Below are 16,096 nucleotides of genomic sequence, written 5' to 3' on the forward strand. Positions count from 1 at the left end.
GCAAGGATGCTTGAAGTCGACAATCTGTCCAAGACGTTTACCGTCCATATCCTCGGCGGGAAAGTCATCGAGGGATTCGGCGGCGTGTCCTTCCGGCTTTCGCCGGGAGAATTTCTCGGACTGGCGGGGCGGAGCGGCTCGGGGAAGAGCTCCGTTCTCAAGTGTATCTACGGGACCTATCTGCCCACGACGGGCGCAGTCTGGTTTGCCTCCAACCGCCACGGGAAGGTCAATCTGGCCGATGGAAGCGAGCAGACGCTGCTCCGAATCCGCAACCGGGAAATGGGATACGTTTCCCAGTTTCTCCGGGTCGTCCCGCGCGTCGCTGCCGTGGACGTGGTCGCTGAGCCCCTGCTCCGGCAGGGGGAGGACTCCGATGAGGCCAGGCGCCGGGCCTCTGTGCTCCTGGAGCGGCTGGCCATCCCCGCCGGGCTGCACGACGCCTATCCGGCCACGTTCAGCGGGGGGGAGCAGCAGCGGATCAACATCGCCAGGGCTGTCATCTGGGAGCCCCGGCTTCTCCTTCTCGACGAACCCACGGCGTCGCTGGACCGGCGCTCCCGGCGGATCGTCATCGAGTTGCTGAAGGAACTCAAGCGAAAGGGAACCGCCCTGATCGGCGTTTTCCATGACCGGTCCTCCATGAAGGCCGTTGCCGATCGGGTTCTCGACCTCGGCAACGGGAACGGCTGTCCATGAAAGAACATAGAGACTTCATCATCGAAAACGCCCGCATCGTAACGCCGGAAGGAACCCTGGACGGTGCCTCCGCTTCCATCCGCCAGGGACGCCTCTACAAGATCCGCGACGGATCCATCGGCAACGGCGGGATGCGCATCGACGCGGGAGGCGGCTGGCTGTTGCCGGGTTTCATCGATATGCACAGCGACGCCCTGGAAAAGGACCTCGAACCCCGGCCCAATGCGCTCTTCCCCCTGGACATCGTCCTGTACGAGCTCGACAAGAAGCTTGCCGCCTGTGGGGTGACGACGATTTACCACTCGATCTCCTTTGCGGAGGATGAAATCGGGGTCCGGTCCAACCGCATGGCCGCCGGCATCATCTCGAAGATCCGGGACACGGCGGAACGGCTCCATGTGCGGACCCGGGTGCACGCGCGGTTCGAGATCAGCGACGGCGCCGCGATCCCGCAACTGGAGTCGCTGCTGGAGGAAGGGAAGATCCAGCTCCTGTCCATCATGGATCACTCGCCGGGACAGGGGCAGTTTCGCGAAGTCGTGTCCTTCCGGAATTACTATCAGGCCGTCTACCGGAAAACGGACGAGGAGCTCCGCGCCATCATCGATCGGAAGCGGAAGGCCCGCAGGCACATGAAGTCCAACCTTGAACGGATCATTCAGTCCTGTCGCCGGTCCGGCGTTCCGATGGCCTCCCACGACGACGACTGCCGGGAGAAAATCGAGTGGCTCTGCGAGCAGGGCATCGGGATTACGGAGTTTCCCGTCAACATGGAGGCCGTCCGCACCGCCAGCGAAAGAGGATTGTTCGTCTGTCTGGGTGCGCCCAACATCGTCCGGGGCAATTCCCAGGCACGGAACCTGAGCGCCCGGGACGCCATCGCGGCGGGCTGCGGCGACATCATCTGCTCCGACTACGCCCCCATGAGCATGCTGCACGCCGTCTTCACGCTGGACGGGCTGGGCATCCTGCCACTGCACCGGGCCGTGAACATGGCGAGCCTCTTTCCGGCAAGGGCCCTCGGGATCGAGGACGAAACGGGTTCCCTCGAGGAAGGCAAGGCGGCGGACCTGGTCATGGTCCGGAACGGAGGCGGGGTTCACCGGATCTGCAAAACATGCATCGAGGGAAGGGAGATCTTTGCGACATGGTTGAAATAGGCAGTAAAATTGACGAGGTCCGGATCGACGGGCGGCTGGACCCGCTCCGCCGGGACCTGAATGAATTTAACGGCCTGGAACTGGAGGCGGTGGAACTGCCCGTCCACGGGCTCGACGCTGTCGTTCACGGCCGCCTTCATCACCGACGGCTCGAGGAGTTGAAGACGCTTCTCTGGGATTACGGATTTGCGTACACCGTTCATGCGCCGAACCCGCTTAACCTGATGGACGACGACAACCGGACCCTACACGAAAGCGTGTTCCGGGCCAGCCTGGAGTTTGCCTCCGAGATCGGCGCAGGCGTAGTAGTCTATCATGCCGGCCGTTACGTCTCCGAGGAGCGGTTCGCCGTTCCCGGTTACCTGATGCTGTCGGAGGAGGAGCGGCGAGACCTGCTCGACCGGGAGGCCCGGGCTGTCCGCGACCTCGCCGACGAGTATCCCGCCGTCTGCATCTGTATCGAGAACGCGCGTCCCTATCTATACCATTCCCCCTATTGCTATGCCGAAAATCCCCGGGAGCTGCTGGAGCAGGTCGTCCGCATTGCCAGGCCCAACGTCCGCATCAACCTGGACGTCGGCCATCTCTACCTGGCGGCGGGGCATTACGGCTTCGATCCCGTGGAAGCGGCCGCGGAGATTCGGGAATTTGTCGCCCACGTGCACGTCCACGATAATTTCGGCCTTCCGGTCTATTACACGGAAAAGCAGCAGACCCACCTCGTCCCCTTCGGGCGAGGCGACGCCCACATGCCCGTGGGCTGGGGGGAAGTTCCCATCGGGGCGATTCTGAAGACCTTTGCCGGCTCCTACGATGGCCTGATGATCACGGAACTGCGAAGCCGCTATTTTGATTACACAAAGGAGTCCGTAGAGAATCTGAAGGCGATCCTGCGAAACCTGCAGGCATGACCGGGCCTCCGCCCGGTATCGTCGATCTGCCGAGCGGGGAAGGGCCGGGGTTCCGCCATCCTGTTCCGGTCCGCCGGCCGGGGAAGGCTGTGGGATTCATTGCCCTCCGGACGGATGAATCCCGTCGCCGTTACCCAGTCCCACCCTTTACAGGAGCCTCGCCCCCATTTCCGCCACCTGGGACCGTTCGCCCTTGAGGAGGGTGACGTGGCCGGCGATCTCCTCGTCCTTCAGGTGCTCCACAAGATAACTCAGGCCGTTGCTGCTGGAGTCGAGATAGGGGTGGTCGATCTGCTCCGGATCGCCCGTGAAGACGATCTTCGTGCCCTCGCCCACGCGGGTGATCAGCGTTTTGATCATGTGCGGGGTCAGGTTCTGCGCCTCGTCGCAGATGATGAACTGTCTGGGGATGCTCCTCCCCCGGATATAGGCCAGGGCCTCCATCTCGAGGATGCCGCGGTCCATGATGTGCTCGATGATCCGGTGCGGCTCCTGGTTGTTACTGAAGATGAACTCCAGGTTGTCATAGATGGGCTGCATCCAGGGCCTGAGCTTCTCTTCCTTGGACCCCGGGAGAAAGCCCAGGTCGTTGCCGAGCGGAATGACGGGACGGGTGATGAGCAGGCGCGAGTAGGCCTTTTGTTCCATGACTTTTTCCAGACCCACGGCAATGGCCAGAAGCGTCTTGCCCGTTCCGGCGCGGCCCACGAGGGTCGCCACCCGCACCTGATCGTTGAGCAGCAGCTCCAGAGCAAACCGCTGTTCCTTGTTGCGCGCCTTGATGCCCTGATTCGTGCTTTCCCCGTGGACCAGCGGCCTCAGCTCCCCGCGGAAAAAGCGCGACAGCGCCGACCGGGAGGGCAGGGCGCGATTTTTCATCACGAAAAACTGGTGGGGCCGGCCGGGGCCGCGGCCGTTCATTTCGAGATGTCCATCCCGGAAGAAAGCGTCTAATTCTTCAGATGTTACGTCTACATTCCCCCATCCCGTATAGAGCTCGTGGTAGTTGATCCTGTCGCTGAAGAAATCCTGGGCGGGGATGCCCAGCACGTCGGATTTGACGCGCAGGTTGAGATCCTTCGAGACCAGGAAGACCCGTCCCGGGAAGTCCCGGTTCAGGCTCCAGGCCAGGGAAAGTATCCGGTTGTCCGTCTTGCGGGGATCGAAACCGGGAGGGAATTCGTCGCAGCATTCCTGATGGTTGAGTTCGATACGCAGCCGCCCTCCCCCGGGAAGAGGCACCCCCGCGGACAGGCATCCCGACTCGCGCATTTTGTCGAGTTCCTGCGAAACGACGCGGGCGTTCCGCCCAATTTCGTCCTGCCTGCGTTTCTGATTGTCGATCTCCTCGATGACCGCAATGGGAATCACCACATCGTTATCCTCAAAGGAGAAAATGGCTCCCGGGTTGTGGAGCAGCACATTCGTGTCGAGAACAAACAATTTTACCATGGGATCATGTTCCTCCGTGGTTGAAGCAATGGGACGGACTTTCCCCCGGGACCGATACGCCGACTGATTGTCCCGGGCGGACAAAGGCGGTGTGTATCCTCTGAAGTAGCTCGAGTGACGGCCGCAGCCGGGCCGGTAGGAAGGGTTCGCTGGACGGATCCGCTTTCAGGATGGACATCATGTTACAATGCGGGGCCTTCCGGTACGTGGGTGATGGAATATTCGAAATGTCTCTGCCCGAGTCCGGGACCCCGCCCGTAGTAATGCCACTTCGGGAAGTTGAAATCCGACGTGACGGACCGGGGGAGCAGCACGACCGCCTTGAGGAAGGCTTCGAGGTCGGGCACGTTGTAGATGTTCAATTCGTATCCCCACTTCTCCAGTTTATTGATGATATCGTGCTTTTCGGACGCCCTCCAGTTGACGGAGAAGCGGTTGATGCCCCACCCGTGAAGGGTATCCAGGACGGCCAGCGCCCGGGTCGGGGCGCCGATGATGACGGGGACGAGAAAATCGACGGGACACTGGATGATGGCCCCCGGGAACGCCTCCGTGAGTTTGCGGAAACCTTCCCTCTGCAATACCTCGACGGTCCCGTTGAACCAGAGGCGGCGCTCCGGCATGCCCGCGTTTCTCAAGATCGTAAGAATGCGGTCGAGCAGGTGCCCGTTTTCCTTCAGATCCAGCTTGAGGGACTTTCCCCCTTCCTGATAAATTACAAGAGCATCCTCGATCCGGACGAACGGCTCGTCGGGGTCCGGCGGCGTTTCCCGGAAGGAGTCGTTGCGCAGAATGACATGTTCGCCATCCGGATCGAAACGGACATCACATTCGGCCCACTCGATGCTGGAGGCCATGAACTGCCTCAGGTTGGCCTCGTCGTTCACGCCGTGCCAGACGAACTGAACGTGTCGCGGCAGCGATTTTTCCGGCACCAGTTCCGTGATGTCGTAGTCCCGGCCCGCCACCGTCCGCACCGGCAACTGCGTACGCTTGGAGCGGAAGATCGTGTGGGCATGCAACAGAAGGATATCGTCGGCGTCGTCCATTTCCGCGATGGCCTGCAGATTTTCAGGCTCGTTGTCCACAAAAGCGATTACGTGGTAGCCCATGCGGCGGAAATGGCGAATCCCCTCCGCCTTCTCCTCGAGGATCCCCTCGTTCCAGCCGCGCCGGTTCATGAAGAGATGTTCGCTCAGGAAACTCACTTTGTATTCCCTGCCGATGTTGTTGAGCGAGAGCAGCGTTTCCCTGCGGATCGGTTCGGGGCGGCCGGTGTTGAGACCCACGTGGGTACGGGGCTGGATCTCGAACCAGCGGATGACGTCCATGACCCCTGCAAAGGGCCGATGGGAGCGCAGGATATTCTCCTGCGACCAGCACCGCTCCTCGTACCAGGCCAGGACGTCCTCCTGCGGAGCACCGTGGATACCCATCGATTCCAGAACCTGTTCCACATGGCTCTCGCAGGACGTAACATCCTTGATGGCAAGCTCCGCAAACCAGTCCGTGCCGTGCGCCCGGTCATAGGACTGCAGGGTGTAATGGATCATGTAACGGGAATCGAGGATCGTGCCGTCGATGTCGAACAGGATCATGAGTTCGTCATCGGGATAACGGCGACGCATCCGGTCATAGTGCTGAGACAATCTCTGCATCCAGGAACTCATTTTTGCCTTGTCTCCTTTTCACTGTTTGGTCTGTGCATGGTCCGGCAGCCCGGGTGCCGTCGGATATTTCCTTTACGGAACTCCCAGGCGGCACTGCGGGCGCCTCAGCTGCAAGAGAGCCTGGCAGCGCCGGTCCCCGCTTCCCGGACGTCCATGGTGTCCTGCAGCGAATTGACCGGACCCAGTCTATGGAAGGATTGTCTCGGGAGGATGACAAGGGGATGAAAGGTTCGTGACGTGTGCGGCCGCGCGGCAACTCATAGATTTCACAGGAAAGACGCCTGGCCTTCATCGGCCTGTCACATTCCCCCTGTAGGGTGGCCGCAACCGATGCAGGGGAGGAGCCATGAGCCGCTTTCAGGAAAGCACAAGCAGCAGGATTTTTCAGATTGAGCACACGGCGGACACTCTCCCGTCGCAGGGCCGGATGATGGCCATGCTGGGCGTCCGCGCCGGCGCAACCGGCACGGACATCGAAACGCTTCCCTTTGCAATGCGCGATACGACGGCGGGAAGCGAGACGGAGCTCCAGGCCGCCGTGCTCGGCCAGAGAAGCAATGTGGATCTGCCGCTGACTATCGAAGCCTCCAACTACTTCGCCAACATCATCCGCCGCGCCGCTGCCGGGGACACGAAAAAGAGAGTCATCACGGACCTGGAGAGTTATCTGGATTCCGGAACGGAGCAGTTGTGGGAAAACAGCTGGGTCCGCTTCCCCCGGTCCTCCCTCGGACCGTTTGCCTGGGAGGTATGGCAGCGGGACCTGCTGGCGGACAAGAATAATCCCGCCCTGGGGAATCGAAGCGACGCGGACAGGTTCGTCTGTTCGCGCGGGAACCAACTGGAGCTTCGGGTGCCCGTAAGCTATCTGCTGAAGCTGTCGCTGGCGGAGGCCCTGGATGCCGGAAGGGGCTTGCCCGATCCGATCCGGGAGACCGGCCTGAAGCTCCTGGAGCATTTTCTGAACGACAATACGTCACCGGAGACCTTTTCCTTTTCCATCACCGGCCTGTGCCCGGAAGAGGGCATGGGGCGGGCCGTTGCCGGAGAGATGTCCGAACGGTACCTCTTCACGCAGCTTCTCATTCAGTATGCCAACGAGAAGTTCGGCCTGACCTCCGGCGGCCAGAGGGCCCTGGTGTTCCACTCCCCTCATCCGCCGATCCGCCAGAAAATGCTGAATGACTGCATCTCCGATGCCTTCTATCGGGAGTTGTTCATGAGCCCCTGCCTGTCCGGATGGAACCGGGGGGAAGAAAAATACGAGTACATGCACCTGTGCCACCGGGTGCTCAGCCGCAGCCAGCTCAATGCGGTGGGAAAACTCCGGGAGGCGGGCATCGTGACCAGCAACCTCGTGACGCTTCCCAATACGTCGAACATCAGCCTCGCCAACAACGGGACCCATGTCAGCTTGGGGAGCCGCCGGATCGGCGCCGCCATGGCGGACCCGTCCTCCAGGTTCAACGCGGCCTGCGAAAAATATCTGGGAGACCTGGCGGTCAAGATCGTGGAGCATTTTCTGCCTCTGTTTGTCGGGACGTACAGCGCCGCTCCGTACCGGCTCGATTTTCTCGATTTTCACGCCGAAAAGGCCCTGGGGTTCCTTCCCCACGAACTCGACTATACCCATCTGCGGATGCTCTGGCGGCGCTGGCAGAAGAAGGCCGGCATCCGGGTGTTCGGCCGCCCCGTCACCCCCTTCGGCCCCCTGTGGCTGGACCGTTTTCTCCGCGGGCTGTTCTCCCTGAAGGGAGATTACCTCCCGGATTACCGGCTGATCGATTACCTGGTGGCCATTCTGAGCACCGAGCGGAGCCCGGCCCTGGACGGCCGCCTGCACAACGGCGACCGCCTGAAGCACGACCTCCAGGACCTCGGCGTCTTCGACGCCAAGATGTCCCTCTACCTCCTTGAGAAGCTCCGGGAATACGACGTGATGGGGTTCTCCGGGTTCGAGGCCCGCCATTACAGCCTGTTCGAGAGCTTCGAGGAGGACGCCGCCCGGGCGGTCAATCTCCAGAACCTGCTGTACTGTCTTGCGTTCAAGTACATCGCCCAGGGTACCGTCACCCATGACCGGATTCCCGATTCGCCCGTCATCGAAAGCGAGCGCCGGCAGATCCTGTTCGGGGCCGCCATCGGCATTCCGACGTTCTACGTCCGCCAGGACAGCGCCAACCGGTTTCTGAAGAGGATTCTGTCCCGTACCGGGAGAACCCGCTCCAGCCGCCGGTATCCCGGATACGTCCGGGTCCATAATCTGGAATACCGTCGGGCCCTGGTGAAAATTCTCCGGGAAGAGGCGGCGGACCTGATCGAAATGCTCGGCTTCGCGGAAACAATCGAGGATCTGGAAAAACGCCTGGAGGATCCGGAGAGCCTGAGCGCGGCGGGGAAAATCACCCGAGCCGTCCTGCGCGGGAAGAAGTCCCCCCATCCGCTGGCTTTGCCGGCGGGCGAGTTCAACCGGGCCGCGGAAGCCTATTACCGGCAGGACCTGCGGATCCTCCATATGAAAGAGGCCTTCCGGTTTCTGGAGGAGAAAGTTGCGATGCTGGGTGCAGCAAATCGGCGGCTGCGGCCCGGATCCGGGCAGGCCCTGCGGGTTGTGCTGGGAGACCGGGATCCGCTGGAGTTCCTGGATCTGGCGCGGCGGGGCGTTCTCGAAGAAACGGCAGCCGAGCCCGTTCTGTTGAACCTTCTATTGCTGATGGTGATCGTGATCCATGAAAACAAACTGCATGACCAGCCCCTGGTGGACCCTTTCGACCCCGAGTCCGTCCGCGTCGCATCAGTATATTGACCGCGGGAGCCGCGCCGTTCACGAAGAGCATCTCTACGGAGACCGGGTCGTCCGCTTTCTCTATTCGCCCCTGCGGGAGCATGCCCCCCTCCTGTTCCGCGCCCTGACGGGCCGGCGCATATCGTCACTCCTGGGATTCTTTAACTACGAGGGATTCCTGAGCGGGAGGCTGGCCGATCCGGAGGAATTTATGAAAAAGGCCGGAATTGACCCCCGGGAATGCCTTGATCCGCCTATCCGGCTCGACACGCCGAAAAAAATCTTCGAGCGGAAGATCCGCTACTGGGAGTGCCGCCCGATGCCGAATGATCCCGCCGCCGTCGTGTCCCCAGCCGATTCGAGAATGCTGGTGGGATCCCTCGACGAGACGTCCAGTCTCTTCATCAAGGGAAAATTCTTCGACCTGGGGGAACTGCTGGGAAAGCGGCGATGGCGGGAGGCCTTCGAGGGGGGATCCTTCGCCGTTTTTCGGCTCACGCCGGACAAGTATCATTACAATCATGTCCCGGCGGCGGGAAAAGTCGCCGATTTTTATCCAATCGACGGGCATTACCACGCCTGCCATCCGGAGGCGGTTGTCTCTCTGGCGCGTCCCTTCTCGAAAAACAAGCGGGTCGTCACCGTCGTCGACACGGACGTTCCGGGAGGGACCGGGGCGGGCATCGTGGCCATGATCGAGGTCGTCGCCCTGATGATCGGAGACATCGTCCAGTGTTACAGCAGGAAACGGTATGATGAATCCCTCGCCGTCGGTAAGAACCTGTTCCTGAAAAGGGGTTCTCCGAAAAGCCTTTTCCGTCCGGGCAGCAGCACCGTCGTTCTCCTCTTCGAGAGGAACCGGGTTCGCTTCGCCGAGGATATCGTCTGGAACATGCGCCGCTCCGGCGTTAAAAGCATCTATACACGGGGATTCGGACAGCCCCTCGCGGAAACGGAGGTTTTTACCCGAAGCAGCATCGGGACGTCGTTGGGCAAAACGTGAAGTCCGGAAAGGAGAAAACAGGTGAATACCGATTTCAGGAACAGGATCCGTCAGACGCTGGCCAGCCGACTCGAGGCGCTTCAGGGAACCGCCTGCCGCACCGTCTCCGCCATGAAGGACGGCGCGGAACCATGCGCCGATCCGATGGACCATGCAATCCTTGAACACGACCGCCAGGTCGAGTTGACGATCCGCGGACACGAGCGGAGCGTGATCCGGAACATCCAGGAGGCGCTTCGTAGAATCGACCGGGGATTGTTCGGGATTTGTGTCGTCTGCGGATCGTCCATCGGAGAGAGGAGGCTGCTCGCCGAGCCGACGACCCGCCTCTGCAGGAGCTGCCGGGAGTTGGAAGAGTCCGGGGAGCGGGATGGCCGGAATGGGTCCCGGGGCACGCCCGTCGTCGATGCCTCAAAGGGGTTTCAAAAGGGAGAAGCGGGAGAGGCTCTCCCGTCTCACGAGAAGAGGCGCAAGGGGCCCCATTCGCATCAGCGCCGCGCCGTTGAGGGAGGAACCGGGCGATGATCGCCAACATGCTGTTTGTCGTGGTTCTGGGAGGAGCGCTTTATACGCTGCTGTTCTGGGGATTCCGGACGCTTCCCGGGGAATCCTGGCAGATCGCCGCCTGCATCCCCAGGATTCGAAACGCCGACGGCCGCTGGGACGGCCTGAACCTGACCTGGTACGGGTTTTTCACGGCGACAGCCTATGTCCTGGCCGTGGCCGTCCTGCTGGTCCTTCTGTCCTCCATCGGCGTACCGCCACTGCTGACGCTCCTGATGGTCCTGGCCGTGCTGGTTCTCTGCGTCCCCGCGTCCCGCCTCATTGCGGGGTGGGTCGAAGGAAAGCGGCACACTCTCACCGTCGGCGGCGCTTCCTTCGTCGGCCTGCTGGCTGCGCCCTGGGTCGTCCTGCTCGCCGGGGCCGGATCGGAGCGCTTTCTGGGGCGACCGGTCGAAATCATGGCGGTCCTGGCGGCCATGTCGATTTCCTACGCCCTGGGGGAAGGAATCGGACGGCTCGCCTGTATCAGCTTCGGCTGCTGCTACGGGAAGCCCCTCTCCGACGCATCCCCGTTTGTCCGGAAGATCCTCGGGCCTTTCCACTTCATCTTCCGGGGGGAGACGAAGAAAATCGCCTACGCCCACGGCTTGGAGGGATGTCCGGTGATCCCCGTCCAGGGGATGACGGCCCTGCTGTACACCACGGCGGGCCTTATCGGGATCGTTCTTTTCCTGGAGGGCTGCCGGACCGCCGCGTTCATCCTGACCCTTGCGATTACCCAGGCCTGGCGGGTTCTGTCCGAGTTTCTGCGAGCCGATTATCGGGGAGAGCAGCCCTTTTCCGCATACCAGGCCATGGCCCTTGCGAGCGTATGTTACGGCCTGTGCCTGACGTTTCTCTTCCCCGAAGCTTTACCCGTAGGTGGAGCTGACATCAAAGCGGGCCTGGCATCCCTGTTGCAGCAGTCCGTGATCATCTTCCTGCAGGTCCTCTGGACGGCCCTGGCGTTTCATACGGGCCGAAGCAGCGTGACAGCCTCCCGCATTTCCATTCATGTCCTGAAGGAGAAAACCTGAATCATGGAACCCGTTGTGCGCACCCGCCGGCGTTTCCGGCGCGGCAACTCCCTGGAGTCGCCCGAAGAGAGCTCGATCGATGTATTTGTCGATCACGTCGATCCCCGCCCTCATTTCCATCCCATTCTCGATCTCCTGACGGGAACCGTCCTGGGCTATGAGGTGCTGTCCCGGGGGAATCCCCCTTTTGTAAGTCCATGCGCCATGTTCGGCGAGGCAGGAAAACGGGGGTGCACCTGGGAAATGGAGCGGGCCTGCCGGGTAGCCGCCCTGAAAAAGATCACCTCCCTTCCGGACGGTTTTCGCACCGCCATCTATTTCATCAACGTGAGCCCCGATATTTTCAGCGACCCCCGCTTCCTCGAGCGTTTCACCCAGACCCGGCTGGGCGAATACGGACTCGACCAGGGGCAGATCGTTCTCGAGATCACGGAGGAGAAGGCCTTTGCGGACGTCGAGCACTTTTCCAGCCTCATCAGGCACTATGTGAACCAGGGGTTCCGGATTTCCCTGGACGATTTCGGCTCCGGCTACTCCGGCTTGATCTCCCTTGTCGCCTCGACGCCCCATTACCTCAAACTGGACATGGCCATCGTGCGGGACGTCCATCTTCATGAATACAAACAGAAACTCCTGAAATCCATCGCTTCCATCGCTACCAGTGTGAATGCCAAACTCATCGCCGAGGGGGTCGAGTCATGGGAGGAACTGGACGTGCTCCTGAAATACGGCGTCCGTTATGCCCAGGGATTCCTGTTCGGCCGGCCCATGGCGGACCCATACCTTCCCGCGGAGGAAATGAAGCGAAAGATCGCCTCCCTGGTCAAGCGGTACGACTCAGCCAAGGTGGAGCTGGATGAAGTGATCGGCAGCCTCGCGATCCGGCCGATGACCATTGCGCAACGAACGGTGGACTGCCGGGCGATGGACGACCTGTTCAAGAATTCCCTTCACCTGGACCATCTGGTGATCCTCGACGGAGAGGAAATCAGCGGGCTCGTCACCCGGCAGCATTTCTACACCCAGACGGGAGGGGCCTTCGGCTACCAGCTCTTTCAGAAGAAACCGATTGATGCGGTCTGCAAGCGAAATCCCCTGGTGGTGGAGGACCGGATCACCGTGACCACCCTGGCTAAACTGGCCATGGACCGTTTTCAGGAGGATCTCTACGACCCGGTGCTGGTGGTGGACCGCAACCGGCGTTTCCTGGGCAGCGTGACGATGAAGCAGATCATCACGAAGGCCGTGGAGCTTGAGGTCCGCTGCGCCATGGGGGCGAATCCCCTGACAAACCTGCCCGGGAACGAGCTGATCCGGAACTGGATTCACGACGCCCTGTTGCTTCACGCCTACTCCATCCTGTACGCCGATCTGGACAACTTCAAGGGGTTCAACGATGTTTACGGATTTCTCATGGGCGACGAGATGCTGCGTCTCACCGCGAAGGTCCTGTCGGAGGTGCTCCCCTCCCTCCCGGCAGGGTCCAGGCTCGGGCACATCGGCGGGGACGATTTCGTCATCGTCTGCCCCGGGATCGTGGAAGACGGGGCGGTACAAAGCCTGTGCGAGGCATTCGACAGGGAAAAGATCGCGTTGTTTCGGGACGATCACATCCGGCAGGGATACATGGACATCCGGGATCGCCAGGGGGACTCCGTCCGGGTTCCCCTCGTGACGATCAGCATCGCCATCGTCGACAGCCGGCGCGTCTGGGTGGATCCCCATCCGGCCCTGTTTTCCGTGGTTGCGGCGTCCCTGAAGAAGAAGGTGAAACAGATGACCCGCGAAACCGGCCGGAGCGGATTCCTCTTTGAACAGCGGACCTACGGCGGTTCGGATTCCCTGCACTTTGAAGGGTATGGTGGGAGTGAGGCGGGATGAAGCGGAGCCCCCCGTATCGGAAGCTCCCGGGAAGGTACATGAGACGGGCGCCCGGGAGGGCCTTCTTGATCGCCCTTGCCATCTTTACCCTGGCCATTCCCCGTTCGAGTTCCGCACCGGCCCTGGCGCAGACACCCCTGGAGGCGAATAGACTGGAGGTCCCATTCGATCCGAATCCGGCCACACCGAAAGGTCTTCCGGCAGGCTGGCGGATGCAGCGCCATCGGGGAGAACCGGAGCCTGTCCTGGAAAAGCGGGGCGGACGTTTCTATCTACGATTGGTGAGCCGGGGCGACAAGGCTTACGGGATCCGCAAGGAAATGCGGGTCGATCTCCGGGAGTTTCCCTACCTGCAATGGACCTGGAAGGCTGTTCGCCTCCCGCTGGGAGGAGACGTCCGACGCCGTGATGCCGACGATCAGGCTTTGCAAATGTACGTCATTTTCCCCGGAAGTGGCGTCACCGCGAGGCTTTCTCCGACCGCCCTGGCCTATGTGTGGGACAACCGGGCGCCCAAAGGCTTTGTAGCGCCGAGTCCGCAGCCTTCCATGCGGCGGGTCCGGTACGTCGTCCTGCGCAATGGAACGGACCCGCTTGGAACCTGGGTGACGGAAAGGCGGAACATCCGGCAGGACGCATCGGCGCTTTTCCGGGATCTGGGCCTCGGCGAGCCGCCGCCAGCGGAGGGAATCCTCCTCTTCATCAATACCCATAAGACCGGGACCGAGGCGGAGGGACTCATCGGCGACATTCATTTTTCGTCCCGCTGAACGGAAATCCGCATGCGCGTGTCCTTTCGCATTCTCCTGACGGCGGTTGCCCTGCTTACGATTGTTTCCGCCTTGATTTTATGCCGGGAACCGTCACGCGACGGATTGACCGGGCGGATCGCCCCCTCGACCTCGCGGCAGGCATCCGATCAGGACCATGCCTTTTCCTGGTTTCCGAAGAAGCGATTTACGACGCGCAAAGGGGTCGCCCTTGTCATTCACGGCCTTAACCTGAAGCCGGAGCGCATGGGGTCCATCATCGCGGCTCTCAACCGCGCCGGCGTCGACGTCCTGAACGTCTCCCTCCTCGGCCACGGAGACAATTACCGGCCCTTTGAAAGCCTGACGCCCGAGGCTGCGCGTCTGGAAACCTTTCGCAACGTAACATACCCGATCTGGCGGCAGGAGGTCCGGAACGCCTGTGAAAAGGCGAAGCGACGGGCTGCCCGGGAAAAGGTTCCCCTTTTTTTCGTCGGTTATTCCCTCGGCGGGCTTCTGGGGTGCGACCTCGTCCTGACGGACCCGGAGACGGCCTTCCGCCGGATGGTTCTCTTTGCCCCCGCTTTGAATGTCAAGGTCGAGGCCCACCTCCTGAAGGTACTGTCCCCGTTTCCGAATCTGGTCATAGACAGCCTTTCCCCCCGCTGGTACCGGGCGAATGACGGCACCCCCATGGCCGCCTACAGGGCCCTGTTCGATGCCATCGGGCATGTGGAGGGCAATGCCGGTCCGGGACTGAATGTTCCGACCGTTGTCCTGATCGACAAGGAGGACGAGTTCATCTCGATGGAACGGATCCGGGAGTTCATGACCGAAACCGGACTCAGCCGCTGGCGCATTCTCCCCGTCAGGAAAGATGAGAATGTTGCGGCATCGACGTCCCATCACCTGGTCATCGACGAGGCGGCCGTGGGAAGGGAGCCCTGGAAAGGGATTGAGAAAGCCATTGTAAACCACCTTCTGGAAAGGGAGGCCGATTCATGAAAAGTTCACGGCGCTGTCCCGCAGCGGCAACAATTTGCTGGCAAACGGAACGGAACATACGGGAGGCAATACGATGAATACTCGAAAAGCATGCGGTTTTCTTCTGTTGCTGGCACTATTCTGTCTGTTCCCGGGAAACGCTTCCGGCGCTTCCGTCACGCTGACCGGCGCCGGCGCCACCTTTCCGCTGCCGTTCTATCTGAAGGTCTTCGACCAGTACCACCTCCAGACCGGGGCTGAAATCCGTTATCAGGGCGTCGGCTCGGGCAAAGGCGTCCAGAAACTGCTGGCCCGGGAGGTGGACTTTGCCGGCACCGACATCGCTTCCTCCCGGGAAGAAGGGACGTCCGGCGACGCCTTCGTCCGGATTCCAACCTGCATCGGCGCCGTGACCATCGTTTACAATCTTCCGGGAAACCCCCGGCTCCGGTTCACGGCAGAGGTCCTGGCGGACCTGTTTCTCGGCGGGATTGCGGTCTGGAACGACCCGAGGATCGCCGCCCTCAATCCGAACGTTCCGCTCCCGGGCCTGCCGATCCAGGTGATCCACCGATCCGACGGGAGCGGGACGACGGACATCCTCAGCGAGTACCTGTCGAAAGCGAGCCGGGCATGGCGGGAGGCCATGGGTGCGGGGAAGGTCCTCCGCTGGCCCGTCGGGAGGGGTACCCGGGGGAACGCCGGCGTCGCCGGCCTGGTGAAGGAGATCTCCGGTTCCGTCGGATACGTGGAACTGATCTACGCCATGGGAAACGACATGACATTCGGACAGCTGGCGAACCGGTCGGGCCGTTTCGTCGCGCCGTCCATGGAAAGCATCGCCATGGCCGCCGAGACGGCAAAGCACACGAACGGAAACCGGTCCCTGACCGATACACCGGCTTCGGCGGGTTATCCCGTCGTCGGATACACCTGGATCGTGGTCTTCAAGGACCAGTCCAGCCGGGTCGGGATACAAAGGAAAACCGCCGAGGAACTCATCCGTCTGCTTTACTGGATAACCCATGAAGGGCAGCGGTATGCGGAGGAACTCCATTATGTTCCCCTTCCCAGAGCGGCGGTTCTGCAGGCTGAGGCGGACCTCCGGAAAATCACCTTTCAGGGCAGGCCCCTGCTCAAACGAAGACGGTAAAGCGGCCGGGTGGAGCAACCCCATCCTTCTCTTTGATCTAATTCTGAAATCTCCTCCGAGGAATGCCTT

The 16,096-nt window shown here is 61.5% G+C and carries 13 protein-coding genes; 11 read left to right on the forward strand and 2 right to left on the reverse strand.

Translation table 11 applies throughout. The annotated features are described in order from the left end of the window. The first annotated feature begins 6 nt into the window (after positions 1–6). Genes phnL through HPY65_08645 form a run of 3 tightly spaced genes read left to right on the forward strand, consistent with a single transcriptional unit; the run spans position 7 to position 2,770 of the window. Complete coding sequence (phnL, locus tag HPY65_08635) at positions 7–699, forward strand: phosphonate C-P lyase system protein PhnL (GenBank protein NPU84544.1); 693 nt, start codon at positions 7–9, stop codon at positions 697–699. Then, complete coding sequence (locus HPY65_08640) at positions 696–1,859, forward strand: alpha-D-ribose 1-methylphosphonate 5-triphosphate diphosphatase (GenBank protein NPU84545.1); 1,164 nt, start codon at positions 696–698, stop codon at positions 1,857–1,859. Before phnL ends, HPY65_08640 begins: the two co-directional genes overlap by 4 nt. Next, entirely contained in the window at positions 1,847–2,770 is a 924-nt protein-coding gene (locus HPY65_08645; protein NPU84546.1) for a sugar phosphate isomerase/epimerase, read from the forward strand. The genes HPY65_08640 and HPY65_08645 overlap by 13 nt, the downstream gene beginning before the upstream one ends. Positions 2,771–2,917: 147 nt before the next feature. Here HPY65_08645 and HPY65_08650 read toward each other — a convergent pair whose 3' ends face one another. Both HPY65_08650 and HPY65_08655 read right to left on the reverse strand, forming a co-directional pair. After that, positions 2,918–4,222 carry a PhoH family protein gene (locus HPY65_08650; protein ID NPU84547.1) on the reverse strand — a complete coding sequence of 435 codons (1,305 nt, stop codon included), beginning with the start codon at positions 4,220–4,222 and terminating at the stop codon, positions 2,918–2,920. 182 nt (positions 4,223–4,404) lie between these two features. Next, on the reverse strand, positions 4,405–5,892 hold the full coding sequence (locus tag HPY65_08655) for a hypothetical protein (GenBank protein ID NPU84548.1): 1,488 nt from the start codon (positions 5,890–5,892) through the stop codon (positions 4,405–4,407). Between the two features lie 346 nt (positions 5,893–6,238). On the opposite strand from HPY65_08655, the gene HPY65_08660 reads away from it, so the two are divergent. The 8 genes from HPY65_08660 to pstS all read left to right on the forward strand — a co-directional run bounded on the left by HPY65_08660 (position 6,239) and on the right by pstS (position 16,027). After that, the gene (locus HPY65_08660; GenBank protein ID NPU84549.1) at positions 6,239–8,698 is read left to right on the forward strand and encodes a hypothetical protein; all 2,460 of its coding nucleotides are present in this window, start codon (positions 6,239–6,241) and stop codon (positions 8,696–8,698) included. Next, a complete protein-coding gene (locus HPY65_08665) occupies positions 8,637–9,680 on the forward strand; it encodes a phosphatidylserine decarboxylase (protein NPU84550.1) in 1,044 nt (347 codons plus the stop codon). Before HPY65_08660 ends, HPY65_08665 begins: the two co-directional genes overlap by 62 nt. A gap of 21 nt (positions 9,681–9,701) precedes the next feature. Beyond that, a complete protein-coding gene (locus HPY65_08670; GenBank protein ID NPU84551.1) occupies positions 9,702–10,205 on the forward strand; it encodes an RNA polymerase-binding protein DksA in 504 nt (167 codons plus the stop codon). Positions 10,206–10,213: 8 nt separating this feature from the next. Then, entirely contained in the window at positions 10,214–11,260 is a 1,047-nt protein-coding gene (locus HPY65_08675) for a prolipoprotein diacylglyceryl transferase (GenBank protein NPU84552.1), read from the forward strand. A gap of 3 nt (positions 11,261–11,263) precedes the next feature. Then, the gene (locus HPY65_08680) at positions 11,264–13,141 is read left to right on the forward strand and encodes an EAL and GGDEF domain-containing protein (protein ID NPU84553.1); all 1,878 of its coding nucleotides are present in this window, start codon (positions 11,264–11,266) and stop codon (positions 13,139–13,141) included. Positions 13,142–13,179: 38 nt separating this feature from the next. Beyond that, a complete protein-coding gene (locus HPY65_08685; protein NPU84554.1) occupies positions 13,180–13,911 on the forward strand; it encodes a DUF3047 domain-containing protein in 732 nt (243 codons plus the stop codon). A gap of 12 nt (positions 13,912–13,923) precedes the next feature. Beyond that, positions 13,924–14,895, forward strand: coding sequence for an alpha/beta fold hydrolase (locus HPY65_08690; GenBank protein ID NPU84555.1), 972 nt, complete (start codon positions 13,924–13,926; stop codon positions 14,893–14,895). Positions 14,896–14,968: 73 nt separating this feature from the next. Next, complete coding sequence (gene pstS, locus HPY65_08695) at positions 14,969–16,027, forward strand: phosphate ABC transporter substrate-binding protein PstS (GenBank protein ID NPU84556.1); 1,059 nt, start codon at positions 14,969–14,971, stop codon at positions 16,025–16,027. Positions 16,028–16,096 lie beyond the last annotated feature (69 nt).

It is taken from the genome of Syntrophaceae bacterium, from assembly GCA_013177825.1.
Classification (GTDB): domain Bacteria; phylum Desulfobacterota; class Syntrophia; order Syntrophales; family PHBD01; genus PHBD01.

Coding starts and splice junctions, on each gene's coding strand:
- phnL (NPU84544.1), top strand. CDS start 7: ATGCTTGAAGTCGACAATCTGTCCAAGACGTTTACCGTCCATATCCTC.
- HPY65_08640 (NPU84545.1), top strand. CDS start 696: ATGAAAGAACATAGAGACTTCATCATCGAAAACGCCCGCATCGTAACG.
- HPY65_08645 (NPU84546.1), top strand. CDS start 1,847: ATGGTTGAAATAGGCAGTAAAATTGACGAGGTCCGGATCGACGGGCGG.
- HPY65_08650 (NPU84547.1), bottom strand. CDS start 4,222: ATGGTAAAATTGTTTGTTCTCGACACGAATGTGCTGCTCCACAACCCG.
- HPY65_08655 (NPU84548.1), bottom strand. CDS start 5,892: ATGAGTTCCTGGATGCAGAGATTGTCTCAGCACTATGACCGGATGCGT.
- HPY65_08660 (NPU84549.1), top strand. CDS start 6,239: ATGAGCCGCTTTCAGGAAAGCACAAGCAGCAGGATTTTTCAGATTGAG.
- HPY65_08665 (NPU84550.1), top strand. CDS start 8,637: ATGACCAGCCCCTGGTGGACCCTTTCGACCCCGAGTCCGTCCGCGTCG.
- HPY65_08675 (NPU84552.1), top strand. CDS start 10,214: ATGCTGTTTGTCGTGGTTCTGGGAGGAGCGCTTTATACGCTGCTGTTC.
- HPY65_08680 (NPU84553.1), top strand. CDS start 11,264: ATGGAACCCGTTGTGCGCACCCGCCGGCGTTTCCGGCGCGGCAACTCC.
- HPY65_08685 (NPU84554.1), top strand. CDS start 13,180: ATGAGACGGGCGCCCGGGAGGGCCTTCTTGATCGCCCTTGCCATCTTT.
- HPY65_08690 (NPU84555.1), top strand. CDS start 13,924: ATGCGCGTGTCCTTTCGCATTCTCCTGACGGCGGTTGCCCTGCTTACG.
- pstS (NPU84556.1), top strand. CDS start 14,969: ATGAATACTCGAAAAGCATGCGGTTTTCTTCTGTTGCTGGCACTATTC.